Below are 19,913 nucleotides of genomic sequence, written 5' to 3'. Positions count from 1 at the left end.
AAATCAGAAATGAGGGAGACTATAATACTATAGGGATGTGGAGACAGTGCTGTCAAAAAGGGGATTAACACAAGTCGGTTTATGATCAAACTATAAGAAATTGAAATTAATGTTATAATCAGGGGGTTGAAATGGATAATCAGAAGTTTGTATGGCATGAAAGATACAGCATCGGAGTGGATGTCATTGACAGAGAACACAAGAAGCTGTTCAATATTATGAACAAGCTGTTTGCCTATGGAGGAAATGACGAAAAAAGCCGCTGGGCATATCAGGAGGGAATCAAATTTTTTAAGGGCCATGCTATGAAGCACTTTGCGGAAGAAGAAGTGTACATGGCATCCATCGGGTATGAAGGGTATGAAACGCACAGACGTCTGCATGATATCTTTCGCAAGAAGACACTTCCGGAGATTGAAAAGGAGTTGGAGGAGTCTTTTTATTCTCCGGAGGCAGTGGCACATTTCCTGGGAGTATGCGCAGGGTGGCTTATTGGACATACCATGATAGAGGACAGGGCTATTACCGGCGGAGTTTCCAGCAGGTGGACTGAGCTGCTGCCGGAAGAGGAACAGGCGGCAATGAAGAAGACCATTATCCAGCATCTGCATGATCTGTTCCAGCTGGAGGCCCGGGTGATCAGCGAGAGCTACAGCGGAGAAAAGTTCGGAAACGGAATTTATTATCGCCTTGTCTATGGGTCCGACAAAGGAGAGAGATGGGAATTCCTTCTGGTTTTTGATGAGAAACTGCTGGTGAGTACGGTGGGTAATCTTGTGGATTCTGACGCAGAGAAGGTAAATGTCATGATGATGAACGCTGCCAGGTACATATCCAGACAGTTTGTAGAAAGAATCATGTCTCATTTTTCCACGGACGGACAGGTTGAGATAGTAGAAGAAAATCTGCTGCCGTACAAGCAGTTTGAGAGAGTATTTGAGCGGCATAACCCTCAGAGCAGTCTGCTGTTCGACACAGGCAAGGGATACTTTGCATATTGTATGCTTGCGCCGCACATGCTGGAGGATACACCGGGCATGCCTCTTAAAGCGGCGAATGTAATGGATGAAATTCAGAAATATCTCAGAGAAAATGAGAAGGAAAAGGCCGGAAAAAAGAAGATACTGGTGGTGGATGACTCTGCCGTTGTGCTGCAGTTTATGAAAGAACTTTTTGATAAGGACTATGAGATTACCCAGGCACAGTCAGGGGTAGCCGCAATTCGATGTATCACTTTGGATAAACCGGATCTGGTTCTGCTGGATTATGAAATGCCCATCTGCGACGGAAAACAGGTATTGGAAATGATTCGTGCGGAAGAGGCGTTTGTGGATATCCCCGTTATCTTTCTGACGGGAACCGTGGATAAAGAGCGCCTTCAGCAACTTTTGCCTCTGAAGCCGGCAGGCTATCTGCTGAAGACGACACCTCCTCAGGAAATCAAAGGATTTATCAGCGATTTCTTTAAAAAGAGGGCAAGAATAACATCTTGAATTTCTGTTAAAACGGCACAGGGAATTTGTATACCTCCCTGCTGCAGGCCCGCCGGCGGCTGTGCAGCAGCAAAACAGCATAAAGGCGCATGGAACAGGTAAATGTGAACCATGCGCCCTTTTTGTGTTCAAAAGCAGGAATATGAGCGGTGACATGGAGACACTGTCACACGCGGCAATGGGACATCAGTTTTCCTGCCCGTTAATCCAGTTCTCCATCCATTGACGGACCAGGGGAATCCAGGCGCCGGCAGCGCATTCCGGACCGTGTCCCTGGGTGTTGGTCAGGCGGTTGGCAAGGGAGAGCCCGTGACCTCCCTTTTCAAACAGATGGAATTCCACAGGAATCCGGTGACTGACAAGTGCGTTAACCAGGAGCAAAGAGTTTTGAACGGGCACGCTCATATCCTCACAGGTATGCCAGAGGAAGGTGCGGGGCACCTGTTCTCCCGCCCGGTTTTCCAGAGAAAGACTTTCTTTTTGAGCTTCATATTCGTCTCCCAGCAGGTTCTGGAAGGAACCCTTATGGGCATATTCTCCTGATGTAATCACCGGATATCCAAGGATCATTCCGTTGGGGCGCAGCAATTCATTCTCTGTACTCAAATCTTCCGCCATCCATTTCTGATTCCAGAACATACAGTAGCTGGCAGCCAGATGGCCTCCGGCCGAGAAACCTGTTATCACGATTTGATTCGGATTTATATTCCATTCTTCCGCATGGCTTCTGATCTGCAGCACTGTGCTGGCCAGCTCCAAAATTGCCGTGGGATAAACAGCCGGCGCCGTGGAGTATCTGAGGACAGCGGCATGATATCCCATGGCAAGAAACTGTAATGCCACAATTTCTGCCTCTCTGTTTGAAGTATAAGAATAGCCGCCTCCCGGGCAGACAATGACCATGGGCCGCGTTTTGATGGTGATCTCTTTGGCGCTGTCGATCAGATATACATTGCAGACGGCGTATTCCATGGAGTGACTTTGTTTTACATCCAGATTGAAGTATTGCATGGTAGTGATTCCCTTCTGCCCGTTTCAGCGGGTCTTTTTATGGTATGAAAATTATATGCCCTGATTCGGAAAAAGACAAGATGAAAACTGATTTTTTTATGTGAATGTGCCCTGGCATGCTTTTAAAGAGTCCGTCTGAGAAATATAGACATCCCCTGTCTGCTGTAGTATAATGATTTCAGCCGCAGAAGCGGCGCGGAGGTGGAATATGCAGCTGGATGATTTATTTTTAAAAGCATGCCAGAATGGACAGAAGAGTGTGGTGATCACTTTTCTGAAAAGGGGCGGCATCAATGTGGACAAGAGGGATGCGGGAGGATTTACCCCGCTTCATTATGCCTGTAAAAAAGGGGCGAGGGATATTGTCAGACTTCTGATTGACAATCAGGCCGATGTGAACCTGGCTTCGAATGCCAGTGTCACGCCTCTTCATTTTGCAGCCGCAGTGGGAAATCAGGAAATTATACAGTGTCTTCTGGACGCGGGGGCGGATATCAATGCCACGGACAAAGAGGGAAAAAGTGTTCTGATTTACAGTGTGACAGCTAAGAAAGTGGAGGCGGCAAAGTATCTGATTGCAAAGGGAGCGGATACGACCGTGAAAGATAATGAGAACAGAACGGCGCTGGATTACGCCAATGCGCTGGGACTGCCTTATCTGGTGGCGGAAGTATCACCGGACAGTTTTGGGGAGACAGATGCCAACGGCAATACACCCCTTCACCAGTCATGCTTTAACGGGCAGAGTGAAGTTGTAAAAGTGATGCTGGCGAAGGGGAATGTAGATGTAAATGCCGTAAACAATGACGGAGAGACCCCTCTGTTTATTGCGGTGGCAGAAGACAACATTTATGTGTCCGAGCTTCTGCTGGAGGCGGGAGCGGAGGCAGACAAGGCGACCAATGTGGGGGAAAGTCCCATTCATGCGGCGGCGGAAAATGAGAATGAACATATGGTGGATGTTCTCATTCGGCACGGAGCCAATGTGAACGGCAGAAATCGTGCCGGGGAGACGGCATTGATTATCAGTGCGAGAAACGGGCTGAACAACGTGACGGCAAAGCTGCTGGAAAAGGGAGCCGATGTCACCTGTGCGGACGAAGAAGAACATACAGCTCTCTACTATGCGACGGAGAGAGGATATAACGAGATTGTGGAATTGCTTTTGATGGCAGGGGCGGAAAGCTGAGAGGCTGGCCCCGCCTCTTTTATTCCCGCGGGCAACGAGCCAAGCGGGCATGCTTGCATGCACATTTGGCGACTGCCGCGAGGGTCAAATACCAAAGTATCCTTTGGACGCTTTCTGCTCTGCAGCGATACAAATTTGTTGCCCCGTTGCTTGCAGCGGGGTCTTTGACTTCCGGAACCGTGAATGTGCTGTACCTGAAATGTGCCGGTTACCTGTTTTTACAGTTTTGAGATTGTCAGATTCGGGAAGGCATGATATAATGACTTTACTTTTGGTAAAAAATCAGATTGCCATCCATAAATCAGAAGCAGGATTCTGAGGGAAAAGGGGAAATTATGTCTGTGATATCTGCCATGTTGGAAGAAATATTACATACGGCCAGGGAGGCCGGTGCCAGTGACGTTCATCTGGCGGCAGGACTTCCGCCCAGAATGCGCGTAAACGGTGCGCTTGTGAGCATGGGATACTCCAGGATATCGCCATCGGATACGCTGGATATGCTGATTCATGTGATGCCGGAGTCTCAGAGGAGCAGTTTCGAGGAGAAGGGAGAATACGATTTTTCTTTTTCCGTCTCAAACTGCGGGCGATGCAGAGCCAATGCCTACAAGCAGAGAGGCAATGTGGCGCTGGCACTTCATCTGGTTGATAAGGAGATTCCGTCACCGGAGGTGCTGGGAATGCCGGAGTCTGTCATCAGGCTGCATGAGAAGGAAAGCGGGCTGGTGCTGGTGACCGGTCCCTCCGGAAGCGGCAGATCTGCAACGCTGGCGGCATTGGTGGAGCAGATTAACGAGAACAGAAACGCGCTGGTAATCACGCTGGAGAGTCCCATAGAGTATATACATCAGCACAAAAAGTCCATGATAAATCAGCGGGAAATCGGGTTGGACAGCAGAAGCTACGCGGCTGCGCTGGACGCCGCGCTTCGTGAGGACCCGGATGTGATTCTGGTGGGTGAGCTGCGGGATGCGGAAACCGTCAACGCGGCTGTGACGGCGGCGGAAACAGGACATCTGGTGCTGTCCGCACTACATGCATCCAATGTGGTCAATGCTGTGGAGAGTATGATTGACCTTTTCCCCTCATACAGACAGGAAGGGCTGCGCAGCCGGCTGGCCGATGTGCTGGAGGCTGTTGTTGCTCAGAGACTGCTTCCGGCCGGAGACAGGGCCGGACGTGCGGCGGCTTTTGAGGTATTGCTCGCATGTCCTGAAATGCGGGATGCTGTCCGCAGCGGCAGAACTTCTCTGCTGCAGGGAGTAATGCGCAGCGGCAGAGAACAGGGAATGATCACCATGGATGAATCTCTCAACCGGCTGTATACAGAGGGAAAGATTGTTCCGAAGACTTAATGCACAGTGAATCCCCGAACTTTTATTCGCAGTGGCAAAGCCTGTACGGGGATTGGCTGTGACCTGTCCAATTCTAATTTTTCAGACAGCTTTAACATCTTAATTTCATTCAATTCATCTTATTTTTCCATTATCATCAATCAGGAGGTGCTTATGTACAGTACGGTTTTTTCGGGAGCCGTTTATGGAGTATCCGCATATCTTGTCTCTGTGGAGGTGGATATTGCCAACGGACTTCCGGCTTTTTTAATGGTGGGTTCTCTGAGTACGGAAGTGCGGGAATCCAGAGAACGCGTGACAGTTGCCCTGAAAAATGTGGGACTGAACCTGCCGCCCTGCCGTATCACCGTCAATCTTTCTCCGGCGGATACCAGGAAAGAAGGAACGGCTTTTGACCTGCCGATTGCAGCGGGAATGCTGGAATCTATGGGGATGATTCCACAGGGAGTGACGGAAGGAATTCTGTTCCTCGGCGAACTGGGGTTGAACGGCGAGGTGAAAAAGGCCCGGGGTGTACTTCCCATTGTGCAGGCTGCGGCGGCAGGCGGACTGACACAATGTATTGTTCCTGCCGCAAATGCCGGAGAGGCGGCGGTAATTCCCGGTATGACAGTCTGGGCGGCGGATAATATTCTGGATATCCTGCACTTTCTGATGGCAGAACAGAAGGAAAGGGCGAAGGTTCTGCAGGCAATCACCGTGGATACTAATATCCTGTTCGGGAAGAGTGCCCGGGGAGCAGAGGAGACAAGGCCGGATTTCCGTGAAGTAACAGGACAGGAGACAGCACGGCGTGCCGCGGAGATTGCTGCGGCCGGCTTTCACAATTTACTGATGGTAGGGCCTCCGGGATCCGGTAAATCAATGATTGCCAAGCGGATTCCGGGTATCCTGCCGCCTCTGACTCTCGAGGAGAGTCTGGAAGTGACTTCGGTGGTCAGTGTGGCGGGGCTGATGGAAGAGGGGGAAGCGCTGGTGACGGAGCGGCCTTTCAGAAGTCCGCATCACACCATATCTCAGGCAGCCCTGATTGGAGGAAGCATTGTGCCGAGACCAGGCATGATTTCTCTGGCACACAGGGGAGTGCTTTTTCTGGATGAACTGCCGGAATTTCAGAGAAGCGTTCTGGATGCGCTGCGCCAGCCCCTGGAGGATCGGCGTGTGAACATATCACGGATAAGCGGCAATGTCACATATCCCAGCGATTTTATGCTGGTCTGCGCCATGAATCCCTGCCCCTGCGGCTATTATCCGGACACGAACCGCTGTCATTGCTCTTCGGTTCAGGTGGGAAAATACATGGGAAAAGTGTCCGGACCCATTCTGGACAGAATTGATTTGTGTGTGGAGCTCAAGACCGTTGACTATGCCAGCCTTAAGAATAAGACAGGCGGGGAGAGCAGCGCGGATATCCGGCGTCGGGTGGAAAAGGCCAGATTGTGCCAGAGGGAACGGTTTGCGGGAACAGCATGGCGTTTTAACGGAGATATAGAAGTCTCGGCCATCGAAAAATACTGTGTGCTGGGGCGGGAACAGCAGCAATGTATGGAGAAACTTTACAGGTCACTGCAGCTCAGTGCCAGAGCCTATCATCGCATCTTAAGGGTAGCAAGAACCATTGCGGACCTGGAAGGCGCGGAGGTAATCGGAACCGACCATCTGATGGAGGCATCTTTTTACAGGCCGTCACTGGAATATTGGGGCCATTGAGGGGGGAAAATGAATCGAAAAGAATGGAAAGAAAGAGAAAAAATATATGCCTGCTGGCTGTGTAATTTTCCGTACATTGATAACAGGCAGCTGCACAGACTGTCGGAACTGTGCGGTGGTCCGGAAGCGGTTTACCTTGCTGACAACGAGACCTGGGAACAAGTGCTTACGCCGAAGCAGGTCAAATATCTGAAAGAGTATACCGCGTCCTGGCGTCCGGAGGCGGAGTATGGGAAGATGCGGGAAGAGGGGATTGAGATTCTGACGATTGATGAGGAGGAATACCCTGAGAGACTGAGAGAAATTCCGGATGCGCCTTACGGGATTTTTGTCAGAGGAAAACTGCCTGTGGCAGATGCGCCGGCGGTTGCGGTCATCGGGGCCCGGGACTGTTCTGAATATGGGAAATATGTGGCTGCGGAACTGGGAGCCGTTCTGGGACAGCAGGGAGTAATCGTGGTCAGCGGTATGGCCAGAGGCATCGACGGCATCAGCCAGGAGGCGGCGATGAAAGCAAAGGGAAGATCATTGGGGGTTCTGGGCTGTGGTGTGGACATTTGTTATCCCGCCCAGAACAGAAGGATATATGGCCAGCTATTGGAAACCGGCGCCATTCTGTCAACTTATCCTGTGGGAACACCGGCCAGACCGCAGAATTTTCCGCCCAGAAACCGTATTGTCAGCGGCCTGGCGGATGCTGTGGTAGTGGTGGAGGCCAGACTGAAAAGCGGGACTCTGATAACGGTGGATATGGCTTTAGAGCAGGGCAGAGATGTATATGTGGTGCCGGGGCGTGTGACGGACAGACTGAGTGACGGCTGCAATCGTCTGCTCAGGCAGGGCGCAGAAGTACTGCTCAGTCCCGGAAGCTTTCTGGAAGAAATCTGGCAGAACTGGGAAAAGAAACAGCAATGTGCGGAGAAACAAACTGCCGGTGAAAGACAAAAAAACGGGGGTGAAAGTGTCGCACGCAGAGGAGAAAAAGGGAAATCCGGGGGCCGGAAACATTCCCGCAAAAAAGAATTCAGTCCTGACATTGCTGAGAGACTGGATCCGGAACTGGCAGCAGTTTTCAGGGCACTGGATTTTACGCCGCAGTCGCCGGAGGAAATCCGGGAGAAGCTGCCGGAGAAGTATCGGAAGATACAGGTTATCAGTTGTCTGATGCGGCTTTGTGTGGAAGCGCTGGCGGTACAGATCAGTCCGGGACGGTTCAGTCTGAGCGGGAGGCGGACGACAGAGTGAAATCCGCCATTAGAGGAGCAGATCCATTGGTTATTCCAATAGCTGATGAAATATCTCCAGATAAGATATACCCACTCTTTGAGAATGAGGTGTCAATTTTTTATATCATATAAGACAGCAAAATGCGTATTGCAGAATTTGTAATTTAGTCTTGCATGTTCCTGTCCCATATGCTAAAATCAGCTCAAAGCATGATAATTTCTCGGCAGGGAATTTTAATCTGTGAAATTCCTGTTCACCGGTCGCCTGTGCGACTCAGGTCAGTTGTTTTCATTTGTTATCGAAACTCTATGCTTTTAAATTCAAAATCAAAGTGCAAAAGCAGGGGATTTCGGAATATCTGGTTCTCCTGTGGAAAAAGGAGGACAGTGAATGGATATTGTTTCTTTGAAGTACGACTATTTATTCAGGTATCTGATGCAGAACCCGCTTGTCAGAAGGCATTTTGTCAGTGACGTGCTGGATATTCCCACAGAGGAAATCCGGTCGGTGCGCCTGGCCAGTCCCTTCCTGTGGAAGCGCTTCTTCCGCCAAAAGCAGGGGATTCTTGACATTCTGCTGCTTTTGAACGGCGACACGAAAATCAACATTGAGTTGCAGATCAAAATCATCCGGTACTGGGACAGGCGCTCTTTGTTTTATCTGTCAAAGACTTTTACAGAAGACCTGCTGTTCGGTGAAAAGTATACGAAATTAAAACGGTGCGTCAGCGTCAGTATCCTGGATTTTAATCTCAGCAATGATCCGGATTATCATCGGGTTTACAGGCTGAGGGACAAAAATGGCGATGAATTTACTGATCTGCTGGAAGTACATATCGTGGAATTACAGAAGAAGCTGAGCGGTACCGAACGGATGGATGACTGGATCCGGATTTTTAATGCAGAGACAGAGGAGGAGCTGGACATGATTAAGACAGAAAACCCTGGTATTTTAGAGGCAATCAGAGAAATAAAGCTTTCCAGTGCCGGAAAAGTAATACGAGCTTTATATGACGCGCATATGAAAGAGATCCGGGACAGGAATGCAAGAGATGATTATGTGCGGGAAGAGGGAATCGCAATCGGTGAAACCAGAGGCAGGGCGGAAGGATGGGCGGAAGGGGAACTCCAGAAGGTCATCAGTCTAGTCCGGAAAAAAATTTCCAGAAATATGTCTCCGGAAGAGATTGCGGATATGCTGGAAGAAGATATTAATCTTATTACTCAGATATGCCATGTATTGAAAAAATATCCGGACCTGAACGATGAAGAAATCAGAGCGTCATTACAGCGATAAAGCCGAATGTGCAAATTGCATTGTAACAGTTTTGGCAGTTGCCTTACTGTTATAATTTGTCTATTAAACACTAATTTATCCGACGGCATTCCCAATTATCCTTGACATCATTTTGCCTTATGATATACTTGAAATAAATCTTTTTCAGGAGGACGAAACATGTTAATTGGAGGAATTGAAGCAGGCGGAACAAAGATGGTCTGTGCGGTTGGAGATGAAAACGGGAATATTAAGGACAGAGTGTCTTTTCCCACCAGGCAGCCCAAAGAAACCTTCGAGGATATGATTGGATATTTCAGGCAGTGGGATATCAGAGCGCTGGGTATCGGATGTTTTGGGCCCCTTGACTTAAACAGACAGTCGAAAACCTACGGATATATTACGAAGACTCCCAAAAAAGGCTGGGAAAACTGTAATATTGTCGGAACTTTCAGAGACGCTTTCGGCATACCGGTAGGGTTTGATACTGATGTGAATGGTGCTGTGCTGGGGGAAGTGACCTGGGGAGCGGCAAAAGGACTGGAAAATGCGATTTATATCACCATAGGAACCGGTGTGGGTGTGGGCGTGTATCTGAACGGGGCGCTGCTGCACGGACTGGTCCATCCAGAAGCCGGGCATATTATGCTGTCCAGACATCCGGAAGATTCTTATGAGGGAAAATGTCCCTTTCATAAAAACTGTGTGGAAGGCCTGGCGGCAGGCCCTGCCATTGAAGCACGCTGGGGGAAGAAAGGGGCGGAACTGGCAGACAGAGATGAAGTATGGGAGCTGGAAGCCTATTATATCGCTCAGGCCATAATGGACTATATTCTGGTATATTCGCCCCAGAAAATCATACTGTGGGGAGGCGTCATGCATCAGGAAAAGCTTTTTGCCATGGTGCGGAGGGAAGTAAAACGCCTTTTAAACGGCTATGTGTCTCATGAAATGATTCTGGAATCCATTGATGACTATATTGTGCCTCCTGCTCTGGGCGAGGATCCCGGAATTAAGGGCGCAATCAGATTGGGGGTACTGGCATGAGAGAAATCCTTTTTTTTGACTCCGGTATGCGTACATAATATATGGGGCGGTTCAAAACTGCGGGAAGAATTCGGCTATGCTGTGGAAGGAAATGACGTGGGAGAGTGCTGGGGAATTTCGGCGCATCCGGAAGGAGACGGAACCATTCGAAGTGGCGTCTATGAAGGAAAAAAGCTGTCCGAAATCTGGCAGGAGCATCCGGAGCTGTTCGGTAATCTGCCCTATGACAGATACCCGCTGCTGACTAAAATTATCGATGCACAGGATGACCTGAGCATTCAGGTCCATCCGGATGATGCCTATGCCATGGAAAAGGAAAACGGCAGTCTGGGGAAGACAGAATGTTGGTATATTATGGACTGTCCGGAAGGAGCCACTCTGGTAATCGGTCATAATGCCCGGACAGAAGAAGAGCTGAAGACTATGGTAGCGGAAGGAAAATGGAAGGACCTGATTCGGGAGATTCCTATTCGGAAAGGCGATTTCATTCAGATAGACCCTGGAACGGTACATGCGATTAAGGCACATACTCTGATTCTGGAGACCCAGCAGAACAGCGCCATCACTTACAGGCTCTATGATTACGGCAGGCTTCAGAATGGAAAGGAAAGAGAGCTTCATATTGATAAAAGTCTGGATGTTATCACAGTGCCGGCAAAAGGGATGGAAGACTGTATGAAATCCACCGATAACCTGCCGGAGAATGCGCTGAATCTGATGTATGCCTGTGAGAAATATAATGTATTTAAGCTGGATGTAAAAGGAAGTGCGACATTTGAACAGAAATACCCTTTCCTGGCGGCTTCAGTTCTGGAAGGCACGGGAAGCGTGGACGGAAAGGCTGTTCGGAAAGGGGATCATTTCATATTGTCTGCAGATTATGGAAATGTGGAAATGAGCGGCGATATGAGCCTGATTTTATCTACTGTGGAAGAGTGAGCGGGTATGGAACACTGGATACCTGCAGTATCAAAAGGAAAGCGGCAGGCTCTGAGAATATGTGTTAGATAACACAGACAACGAGAAAGGGATGGTTTAGCGAGATGGGAATGACAATGACACAGAAGATTCTGGCTGCGGCTGCAGGTCTGGACAGAGTCGAGGCGGGACAGCTGATTGAGGCAAATCTTGATTTGGTGCTGGGGAATGATATTACCAGCCCTGTGGCAATTAAGGAAATGGAGAAAATTCAGGCAGCCGGAGTCTTTGACAGGGACAAAATTGCTCTGGTGCCCGATCATTTTGTACCTAACAAGGATATCAAATCCGCCGAGCACTGTAAATGTGTCCGGGAGTTTGCCCGCAGAAATGAAATTACCAATTACTTTGAAGTAGGCGAGATGGGAATTGAGCATGCGCTTCTTCCGGAAAAAGGTCTCACCGTGGCAGGAGATGTGATTATCGGCGCTGATTCTCATACCTGTACATACGGTGCGTTAGGCGCATTTTCCACAGGAGTGGGAAGCACGGATATGGCGGCGGGAATGGCTACCGGAAAAGCCTGGTTTAAAGTACCTTCCGCTGTCAGATTTCATTTAACCGGCAGGCCCGGGAAATGGGTCAGCGGCAAGGATGTGATTTTACATATTATCGGTATGATCGGCGTGGATGGCGCTCTCTATAAATCCATGGAATTCACAGGAGACGGTATTGCAAATCTTACAATGGACGATCGCTTTACCATCGCCAATATGGCCATTGAAGCCGGTGGTAAAAATGGTATTTTCCCTGTGGATGCGCTGACGGAAAGCTATATAAAAGAGCATTCCTCCAAACCGTACAGAATTTATCAGGCAGACGAGGATGCCGTATATGATGAAGAATATACCATAGACTTAAGTACCCTGCAGCCTACGGTGGCTTTCCCTCATTTGCCGGAAAATACACATACCATCGAAGAAATCAGACAGATGGATCCCATTGCCGTCGACCAGACAGTGATCGGGTCCTGTACCAACGGACGTCTGGACGACCTGCGTATTGCAGCGGAAGTACTTCGGGGCAGACATGTGGCGAAGGGAATGCGCTGTATCGTGATTCCTGCCACGCAGGCCATTTACATGCAGGCCATGGAAGAGGGATTGCTGAAAACCTTTATAGAGGCGGGAGCGGTTGTAAGTACGCCTACCTGCGGACCCTGCCTGGGCGGATACATGGGTATTCTCGCCGAAGGAGAGCGGTGTGTATCCACCACAAACCGCAACTTTGTGGGTCGTATGGGACATGTCTCCTCGGAAATCTATCTGGCCAGCCCTGCGGTTGCGGCAGCCAGCGCCGTGACAGGTGTGATCTCCAGTCCCGAGGATCTGGCATGATGCCGGGCCGCGGAATTCGCGGGTAAGATTATTGTTGCTGATAATCTGCGTCCGGGTCATGACCTGAAAGTAAAGTGTCTGTGTGAAAAATGAAAGAAAGGAATTTCGGGATTGAAGACCGAAACTGGGAGAAACATGAACGCAAAAGGAACAGTGTTTAAATACGGTGATAACGTGGATACAGATGTCATTATTCCCGCCAGATATCTGAATACTTCCGATCCTGCAGAGCTGGCAGTGCACTGTATGGAGGATATTGACGGAGATTTTATGAAAAAGGTGCAGAAGGGAGATATTATTGTGGCGGAGAAGAATTTCGGCTGCGGGTCTTCCAGAGAACATGCCCCTATTGCCATCAAGGCAGCCGGAGTCAGCTGCGTGATAGCGGAAACCTTTGCGAGAATTTTCTATAGAAATGCCATCAATATCGGGCTGCCCATAATTGAGTGTCCGGAAGCGGCGAAAGGCATAGACGCCGGAGATGAAGTGGAAGTGGATTTTGACTCCGGGATAATTACGGATGTGACAAAGGGAACGCAATATAAGGGACAGGCCTTCCCGGAATTTATGCAGAAAATCATTGCATCGGAAGGGCTGATTAATTACATTAACGCATCTGCCCGGAAGAGCCTCTGATGTAAGTCATGACAACGGAATTGCCATAGAATGAGATTCAATTCACAGCGGAGCCATAAGCTCCGCTGTAATATTCATAAAAACAGGGCGGATTATTATGGAAAAGCAATCATCGAAAAAGTATGAAATTGATATGTGCAATGGTCCTCTTCTTGGGAAAATCATGATTTTTTATGTTCCTCTTATGTTGTCCGGAATTCTGCAGCTTCTGTTCAATGCGGCGGATATTGTGGTGGTGGGACGTTTTGCGGGAAATGAGGCTCTGGCGGCTGTGGGCTCGACCAGTTCTCTGACAAATCTGATTGTGAATCTATTTATCGGGCTGTCTGTGGGCGCCAATGTGCTGGTGGCAAGGTATTACGGAGCCGGTCAGAACGGTGAACTGAAGGAAATGGTACAGACAGCGCTGGCCACTGCCGTGGCAGGCGGTATCATTTTGATTTTTCTGGGCTTTTTTATTTCCGGGCCGGCGCTGAACTGGATGGGAACCCCGGAAGATGTCATCTCGCATTCCGTTCTCTATATGAGGATTTATTTTGCCGGAATGCCATTCATGATGGTGTATAATTTCGGCAGTGCCGTTCTGCGCGCCGTGGGCGATACCAGAAGACCACTTTATTATCTGCTGATAGCAGGTGTTGTGAATGTCATATTAAATCTGGTGTTTGTAATCGTTTTTTCCATGGGGGTGGCAGGGGTAGCCACTGCCACGGTGGCTTCTCAGGCTATTTCTGCGGCATTGGTGGTCAGATGCCTGATTCTGACAGACAGTCCCTATCGGTTGCATCTGAAAGGGATACGGATTGCCGGTGACAAACTGGTGAGAATGATTCAGATCGGTGTTCCGGCAGGGATGCAGGGGGCACTGTTCTCTATTTCCAATGTGCTGATTCAGTCTTCGGTAAACAGTTTCGGCTCCGTGGCCATGGCAGGGAATACGGCAGGCAGTAATATAGAAGGATTTGTCTATACAGCCATGAACGCTTTTCATCAGGCGGCTATCAGCTTCAGCGGCCAGAACTACGGAGCAAGAAAGTATAAAAGAATTAAAAAGGTTTTGCTGATCTGTGAACTTCTGGTAATGGCTGTGGGCGGACTGATGGGAGGCTTTGCCTATCTCTTTGCCGGAACGCTGCTTCGACTGTACACAACGGACCCGCAGGTGATTCAATATGGAATTCTGCGAATGGGCATTATCTGTGTCCCCTATTTCCTGTGCGGCATGATGGATGTGGCAGTGGGGGCGCTGCGGGGAATGGGTTATGCCATTATGCCCATGCTGGTATCTCTGACAGGGGCCTGTCTGCTCAGAGTGGTCTGGATTTATACTGTATTCCAGAAGGTCCATACTCTGAAATGTCTGTATATTTCCTACCCGGTCAGCTGGGGGCTGACCTTTGGGGTACATATGGTGTGCTTTGCGATTGTATATCGTAAACTATTGAAAAGAGATCCGGGAATTGACTGAAAAGAAAGGGAAAGTATGATTGCATATGTGAAGGGAACCGTGGCGGATATCGCTGAAGATAATGCCGTGATAGAAATAAATGGTATCGGCTATAATGTAAGAATATCTGCAGATACCGCGGCGAGAATGCCGGGAGTGGGAGAGACCGCAAAGTTGTACACTTACACCAGTGTGCGGGAAGACGCAATCCAGCTGTTTGGCTTTCTGTCCGGAAATGACCTGGCGATTTTTAAGAAATGTATTACAGTAAACGGCATCGGACCGAAAGGTGCGCTGGCCATTCTGTCTGTGCTGGATGCAGATTCTCTGCGGTTTGCAATTATGTCGGGGGATGTGAAAACTATCTGCAAAGCGCCGGGAATCGGTGCCAGAACTGCAGAACGACTGATTCTGGAGCTGAAGGATAAAATAAAAGCAGATGATGCCATGATTGAACGCGAGATAGAGAGTACCAGAGCTGCGTCTGCAGGAGTGGGAGACAATCCGCAGAAAAAGGAAGCGGTGGAGGCACTGGTTTCTCTTGGATATGGTCATGGGGAGGCCGTGAAGGCGGTCAATGCCATCGAGGGAATAGAATCCATGGATTCCGGCGGGGTGCTGAAGGCTGCTCTGAAGAAAATGTTTTGAGGTGTAAATTCCTGGATGGGAATCTGTCACCTGGAATGAGATATCACATACCCGGCAACGAAAGGAAATAAATATGCCGAAGAGAATGATTGAGACGAATATAACGGAAGAAGATATTAAGATAGAAGGCTCTCTCCGCCCGCAGAAGCTGGATGACTATATCGGTCAGTCCAAGGTGAAGGAGAACCTGAAAATTTATATTGAAGCTGCAAAACTGCGGGGGGATGCGCTGGATCATGTACTTTTTTACGGTCCGCCGGGACTGGGCAAGACAACGCTTGCGGGGATTATCGCCAATGAGATGGGAGTTCATTTGAAGGTAACCAGCGGGCCGGCCATAGAGAAACCGGGAGAGATGGCGGCAATTCTCAACAACCTGGAGGAGGGAGATCTGCTTTTTGTAGATGAGATACATCGTTTAAACCGTCAGGTGGAAGAGGTTCTCTATCCGGCCATGGAAGATTACTGTATTGATATTATGATCGGGAAGGGCTCCACTGCCCGGTCCGTGCGGCTGGAACTGCCCAGGTTCACTCTGGTGGGCGCAACTACCAGAGCAGGCCTTCTGACGGCACCGCTGAGAGACCGGTTCGGAATGATTTATCATCTGGAATTTTATACCATACAGGAACTGCAGATGATCATTCTGCATTCGGCAAGAATGCTGGCTGTGGAAATCGAGCCGGAAGGCGCACTGGAAATGGCCCGCAGAAGCCGGGGAACGCCCAGACTTGCCAACCGTATTTTAAAAAGGGTACGTGATTTTGCCCAGGTGAAATATGATGGGATTATTACTGAGGAGGTGGCCAGAACTGCCCTTGATCTGATGGATGTGGACAAACTGGGACTGGACCATATCGACCGGAACATACTGCTGACTATGATTGAGAAATTTGACGGCGGCCCTGTGGGACTGGATACACTCGCCGCCGCAATCGGAGAAGATGCGGGAACCATAGAAGACGTCTATGAGCCCTATCTGATCAAAAACGGTTTTCTGAATCGCACGCCCAGAGGCAGGGTGGTTACGGAGCTGGCATATCGGCATCTGGACTGTGGGATTTACAGGAACAGACGCGGCGATATATGATAAGTAAATAGAACAAAAAAGAAAGGAAACAGAGACTGAGATGAAAGTAAAATCAAGTAATTATCTGAAAGAGATGAAACCTGTGTTGATTCATCTGCGGGACAGACTTCTGGAAGAATACCCGTATGTGTCCATTCTGGCCACAGATTCGGTATCCAGACAGTATTCCGTATCCAGAACGGTGACATCCGCGAATATGATTCCGCTGATGTCCGGACGGGGATTCGTCATAAAAATCTATGACGGGACGAGCTACGGGGAGTATTCTTTTAATGAGATTTCGGAAGAACGAATTGAGGAAATCCTCCGCAGGATCAGGGAAGAACTCTGGCCCATGTCGAAAAAACTTCCCCAGGGAGTGAAGAAAAGCGTCTATGCCATGGTAGAGGATGAGCCAATGGTATTTGCAGACAGCACAGAATATGAGATTGATCCTTTGGCGTACGGAGACGAGGCAATTCTCCGGGAATTGACCCAGATCAGCGAGACCGGCAGAGCCTGCAGCGAAAAGATACTGGACTGCAGAGCATTTGCCAGTTTTCAGAAATACAGTAAGCTGTTTCTCTCAAAAAATCGTGATATGGAGCAGAATGTACTCTGGATGGCAGGCGGATTCAGCGTGATGGCATCCAGAGGAGAGGAGATCAAGAGCAGTTATAAAAGCTTTTCCAATCTGGGCGGTGCGGAGGTCCTGGAGAGAATGCGGGACGGCGTGGAAGATACGGCACGGGTGGCTCTGGAGCTGCTGGACAGCGAGCCCATCAGGCCCGGTGAATACACCTGTATCTGCAGGCCCGAAGTTACCGGTATGATTGTGCATGAGGCCTTCGGTCATGGTGTGGAAATGGATATGTTCGTGAAAAAGAGAGCACAGGCAGAAGAATTTGTGGGAAAGCAGGTGGCCTCTGACCTGGTTACCATGCATGACGGTGCCGGAGCCGCTGGAGAAGTCGCCACATATTTCTTCGACGACGAAGGGATTCCGGCAAAGGATACCACGATAATCGACCATGGCATTCTGCAGGCCGGAATCAGTGACGCGCAGTCGGCCATGCACCTGGGAACGGCACCTACCGGAAACGGTCGGAGGGAGAGCTATCAGAGGAAAGCTTATACCAGAATGACCAATACTTTTTTCGAAGGCGGTGTGGACAGGGTGGAGGATATGATTGCCTCTGTTGATTATGGCTTTCTGCTGGAAGAACCTTCCAGCGGCATGGAAGACCCGAAAAACTGGGGAATTCAGTGCATGGTCAGCATTGCCCGGGAGATCAGAGACGGAAAGCTTACCGGTAAGATCTTCTCCCCTGTGGTGCTTACGGGATATGTGCCGGATCTGCTGAAATCTATCAGCATGGTGTCGGAAGAGGTTGAACTGGGCGGCGGAGGTATGTGCGGCAAGGGCTACAAAGAATGGGTCAAGGTGTCTGACGGCGGTCCGCATATCAAGGCCAGAATACGTCTTGGCTGACAGACTGCAGCAGTTTCAAAGAGACAGTATTACCTGATTTGCAGTCTGGAGGGTACTGATTTTGCAAAAAGAAAAGCGATTTGTATGACACAGCGCAGAAATGAGGAAAGCATGATAGAAAGAATATTATCCGCACTGAAAAGGAGCGGAGTGGAATTATATCAGATTACCGAAACCAGAGAAGAATCCGCGGAGCTGTTTTTTATCCGAAAATCTCTTGATATGCAGAGGAGGAAAGAAATCCGTCAGGCGCAGGTGGTGGTCTATAAAGAATTTACAGAAGGTGAAAATCATATGCTGGGTTCGGCTTCTGTACAGATTCAGGACAGCTTTACCGGGGAAGAGATGGAAGAAATGTTCCGGGACGCTCTCTATGCGGCAGGTTTTGTCAGAAACAAATACTATGAGCTGTATGCCGGGCAGAAGGAAGCGTCGGCAGAGGACAATCTGCCCGATACTTCTCTGACGGAGATGGCAGAGCTGTTTACGGAAGCTCTGTATGCGGAAGATACTGAGACAGATGTATTCCTGAATTCTGCGGAAGTCTTCGCCACGAAGACCACCTGCCATATTCTCAATTCCCGGGGCGTGAATGTGAGCTACCGGAAGAGCCGGATCCAGGGAGAATTTGTGGTACAGTGTATTGACGGTCAGGATGTGGAGACCTATCAGGATTTTGCCTATAATGATTTGAATACAGAAGCTCTCCGCAAAAAGGTGAGAGACACCCTGGAAATGACACGGGCCAGAGCGAAAGCTGTTTCCGCACCTCCGGCGGGGGAATATCGTGTGATGATATCCGGCCCTTATGTAAAACAGATTTTCAGTTACTATGTGGAACGTTCCGATTCCTATATGATTTATCCGAAGTATTCTGCCTTTCAGGAAGGCTGTGAAGTACAGGGAGAAAAGGTGGAGAAGGATCGAATCAATCTGACGCTGAAGGCACTGGAGCCCTACAGCGCCGAGGGGATTCCCATGAGAGACAGAGAGCTGATTCGGGACGGGAAGCTTAAGCTGATTCACGGAAGCAACAGGTATGCTTATTATCTGGGCCTGGAGCCCACCGGCAACTATCGTTGCTGCAAAGCGGAAGCCGGGAATGTATCCGTGGAGGAAATGAAGGCGGCACCTTATCTCGAGATTGTGAACTTCTCCGACTTTCAGATGGACAGTTTCACCGGACACTTCGGGGGAGAAATCAGACTTGCTTTCTGGTACGACGGAGAGAGGAAGATTCCGGTTACAGGAGGTTCTATCAACGGCAATATTCTGGAAGCCCAGAAGAATCTGCTCTTTTCCCGGGAAATGCAGACAGAGGAAACGTTTGAAGGTCCTGTGTCAGTGTGTATGGAGGGAATTAATGTGGCAGGGTAAGCCGGCGGAAGGCTATGGAAAATTCAATGGGAGAAACAATTGGGAGAAACGAACAATTTATGATTGCGAAAAAGTAAATCCCATGATATCATAGGGATAAATCTTTCAGCTTGCTGATAAGCCCGGCTAAAATTCCGGGAATAACTTCTCGGAATCTCAATGAATGTGATTCTAACTGAAAATTGACAACTGAATATGGTGCAGGAAAAGAAATTTGAGAAAAATGGACATAAACATTGGACATAGTGGGTACTATGCCTTGAAAAATCTTATGGAATCGCTTAAGATATCATTATTAGGCGGCTAAACCTAAGAATGATTCTTGAAATGCCTCAGTCGATGGCATTTCCCAGGCATCAAGATGCTGTAACATCATGATGCCGTAGAGGCGGCAGTACCACATCTTCGTAGAGCGGTGCCTGCCGTCTTCTAATTTATAGTCCTCTTTCTCCCGCTTGTTGGAGCGCTCCACGGAAGTTCTTCTGTCATATTCCTTTTCCCATGCTTTAGAGTCCCTTGGCGGTATGTTGAATAACCTTGGATTGTCATTGGTAAAGATGTGTACGGTTCTTCCATATTTTGCCGGTGAACAGGGGTGTTCACAGAAGCAGCCACGTTTCCG

Annotated in this window: 16 protein-coding genes and 1 pseudogene; 15 read left to right on the top strand and 2 right to left on the bottom strand. The window is 49.2% G+C overall.

The features are described from left to right. Positions 1–131 precede the first annotated feature (131 nt). On the top strand, positions 132–1,493 hold the full coding sequence (locus NSB25_RS05875; protein WP_103238681.1) for a hemerythrin domain-containing protein: 1,362 nt from the start codon (positions 132–134) through the stop codon (positions 1,491–1,493). 186 nt (positions 1,494–1,679) lie between these two features. Here NSB25_RS05875 and NSB25_RS05870 read toward each other — a convergent pair whose 3' ends face one another. Further along, positions 1,680–2,504, bottom strand: coding sequence for an alpha/beta hydrolase (locus NSB25_RS05870; RefSeq protein ID WP_103238682.1), 825 nt, complete (start codon positions 2,502–2,504; stop codon positions 1,680–1,682). A gap of 208 nt (positions 2,505–2,712) precedes the next feature. Between NSB25_RS05870 and NSB25_RS05865 the strand changes: the two genes are divergently transcribed. The 14 genes from NSB25_RS05865 (at position 2,713) to NSB25_RS05800 (ending at position 19,291) form a co-directional block, all read left to right on the top strand. Continuing rightward, a complete protein-coding gene (locus NSB25_RS05865; protein ID WP_103238722.1) occupies positions 2,713–3,693 on the top strand; it encodes an ankyrin repeat domain-containing protein in 981 nt (326 codons plus the stop codon). Positions 3,694–4,028: 335 nt separating this feature from the next. Beyond that, the gene (locus NSB25_RS05860) at positions 4,029–5,048 is read left to right on the top strand and encodes a type IV pilus twitching motility protein PilT (protein ID WP_103238683.1); all 1,020 of its coding nucleotides are present in this window, start codon (positions 4,029–4,031) and stop codon (positions 5,046–5,048) included. A 153-nt stretch (positions 5,049–5,201) separates the two neighbouring features. After that, on the top strand, positions 5,202–6,758 hold the full coding sequence (locus NSB25_RS05855; protein ID WP_103238723.1) for a YifB family Mg chelatase-like AAA ATPase: 1,557 nt from the start codon (positions 5,202–5,204) through the stop codon (positions 6,756–6,758). A 9-nt stretch (positions 6,759–6,767) separates the two neighbouring features. After that, positions 6,768–8,003, top strand: coding sequence for a DNA-processing protein DprA (gene dprA, locus NSB25_RS05850; protein WP_103238684.1), 1,236 nt, complete (start codon positions 6,768–6,770; stop codon positions 8,001–8,003). A gap of 372 nt (positions 8,004–8,375) precedes the next feature. After that, complete coding sequence (locus NSB25_RS05845; protein WP_103238685.1) at positions 8,376–9,281, top strand: Rpn family recombination-promoting nuclease/putative transposase; 906 nt, start codon at positions 8,376–8,378, stop codon at positions 9,279–9,281. A gap of 159 nt (positions 9,282–9,440) precedes the next feature. Continuing rightward, a complete protein-coding gene (locus NSB25_RS05840; protein WP_103238686.1) occupies positions 9,441–10,307 on the top strand; it encodes an ROK family protein in 867 nt (288 codons plus the stop codon). Positions 10,308–10,322: 15 nt separating this feature from the next. Further along, positions 10,323–11,246 carry a type I phosphomannose isomerase catalytic subunit gene (locus NSB25_RS05835; protein ID WP_103238687.1) on the top strand — a complete coding sequence of 308 codons (924 nt, stop codon included), beginning with the start codon at positions 10,323–10,325 and terminating at the stop codon, positions 11,244–11,246. A 104-nt stretch (positions 11,247–11,350) separates the two neighbouring features. After that, positions 11,351–12,622, top strand: coding sequence for a 3-isopropylmalate dehydratase large subunit (gene leuC / locus NSB25_RS05830; RefSeq protein WP_103238688.1), 1,272 nt, complete (start codon positions 11,351–11,353; stop codon positions 12,620–12,622). A 135-nt stretch (positions 12,623–12,757) separates the two neighbouring features. Further along, the gene (gene leuD, locus NSB25_RS05825) at positions 12,758–13,258 is read left to right on the top strand and encodes a 3-isopropylmalate dehydratase small subunit (protein WP_103238689.1); all 501 of its coding nucleotides are present in this window, start codon (positions 12,758–12,760) and stop codon (positions 13,256–13,258) included. A gap of 97 nt (positions 13,259–13,355) precedes the next feature. Further along, positions 13,356–14,726 carry an MATE family efflux transporter gene (locus NSB25_RS05820; RefSeq protein WP_207656143.1) on the top strand — a complete coding sequence of 457 codons (1,371 nt, stop codon included), beginning with the start codon at positions 13,356–13,358 and terminating at the stop codon, positions 14,724–14,726. A 15-nt stretch (positions 14,727–14,741) separates the two neighbouring features. After that, positions 14,742–15,353 (top strand): Holliday junction branch migration protein RuvA, encoded by a 612-nt coding sequence (gene ruvA, locus NSB25_RS05815; protein WP_103238690.1) that lies wholly within the window; start codon positions 14,742–14,744, stop codon positions 15,351–15,353. A gap of 73 nt (positions 15,354–15,426) precedes the next feature. Then, positions 15,427–16,443 carry a Holliday junction branch migration DNA helicase RuvB gene (gene ruvB, locus NSB25_RS05810; RefSeq protein ID WP_103238691.1) on the top strand — a complete coding sequence of 339 codons (1,017 nt, stop codon included), beginning with the start codon at positions 15,427–15,429 and terminating at the stop codon, positions 16,441–16,443. A 40-nt stretch (positions 16,444–16,483) separates the two neighbouring features. Beyond that, the gene (locus NSB25_RS05805) at positions 16,484–17,914 is read left to right on the top strand and encodes a TldD/PmbA family protein (protein WP_103238692.1); all 1,431 of its coding nucleotides are present in this window, start codon (positions 16,484–16,486) and stop codon (positions 17,912–17,914) included. Between the two features lie 111 nt (positions 17,915–18,025). Next, a complete protein-coding gene (locus NSB25_RS05800) occupies positions 18,026–19,291 on the top strand; it encodes a metallopeptidase TldD-related protein (RefSeq protein WP_172454984.1) in 1,266 nt (421 codons plus the stop codon). 295 nt (positions 19,292–19,586) lie between these two features. Here the strand turns inward: NSB25_RS05800 and NSB25_RS05795 are convergent. Beyond that, positions 19,587–19,913: pseudogene (locus NSB25_RS05795) on the bottom strand (hypothetical protein); the annotation flags it as partial.

The organism is Acetatifactor muris, from assembly GCF_024623325.1.
GTDB classification, from domain to species: domain Bacteria; phylum Bacillota; class Clostridia; order Lachnospirales; family Lachnospiraceae; genus Acetatifactor; species Acetatifactor muris.
Note: the sequence above shows the minus strand (reverse complement) of the source record. Positions and strands in the feature narration are given on the sequence as shown.

What these genes read in the sequence shown, in the direction of transcription:
- NSB25_RS05875 (WP_103238681.1), top strand. Translation starts at nt 132, where the DNA reads ATGGATAATCAGAAGTTTGTATGGCATGAAAGATACAGCATCGGAGTG.
- NSB25_RS05870 (WP_103238682.1), bottom strand. Translation starts at nt 2,504, where the DNA reads ATGCAATACTTCAATCTGGATGTAAAACAAAGTCACTCCATGGAATAC.
- NSB25_RS05865 (WP_103238722.1), top strand. Translation starts at nt 2,713, where the DNA reads ATGCAGCTGGATGATTTATTTTTAAAAGCATGCCAGAATGGACAGAAG.
- NSB25_RS05860 (WP_103238683.1), top strand. Translation starts at nt 4,029, where the DNA reads ATGTCTGTGATATCTGCCATGTTGGAAGAAATATTACATACGGCCAGG.
- NSB25_RS05855 (WP_103238723.1), top strand. Translation starts at nt 5,202, where the DNA reads ATGTACAGTACGGTTTTTTCGGGAGCCGTTTATGGAGTATCCGCATAT.
- dprA (WP_103238684.1), top strand. Translation starts at nt 6,768, where the DNA reads ATGAATCGAAAAGAATGGAAAGAAAGAGAAAAAATATATGCCTGCTGG.
- NSB25_RS05845 (WP_103238685.1), top strand. Translation starts at nt 8,376, where the DNA reads ATGGATATTGTTTCTTTGAAGTACGACTATTTATTCAGGTATCTGATG.
- NSB25_RS05840 (WP_103238686.1), top strand. Translation starts at nt 9,441, where the DNA reads ATGTTAATTGGAGGAATTGAAGCAGGCGGAACAAAGATGGTCTGTGCG.
- leuC (WP_103238688.1), top strand. Translation starts at nt 11,351, where the DNA reads ATGGGAATGACAATGACACAGAAGATTCTGGCTGCGGCTGCAGGTCTG.
- leuD (WP_103238689.1), top strand. Translation starts at nt 12,758, where the DNA reads ATGAACGCAAAAGGAACAGTGTTTAAATACGGTGATAACGTGGATACA.
- NSB25_RS05820 (WP_207656143.1), top strand. Translation starts at nt 13,356, where the DNA reads ATGGAAAAGCAATCATCGAAAAAGTATGAAATTGATATGTGCAATGGT.
- ruvA (WP_103238690.1), top strand. Translation starts at nt 14,742, where the DNA reads ATGATTGCATATGTGAAGGGAACCGTGGCGGATATCGCTGAAGATAAT.
- ruvB (WP_103238691.1), top strand. Translation starts at nt 15,427, where the DNA reads ATGCCGAAGAGAATGATTGAGACGAATATAACGGAAGAAGATATTAAG.
- NSB25_RS05805 (WP_103238692.1), top strand. Translation starts at nt 16,484, where the DNA reads ATGAAAGTAAAATCAAGTAATTATCTGAAAGAGATGAAACCTGTGTTG.
- NSB25_RS05800 (WP_172454984.1), top strand. Translation starts at nt 18,026, where the DNA reads ATGATAGAAAGAATATTATCCGCACTGAAAAGGAGCGGAGTGGAATTA.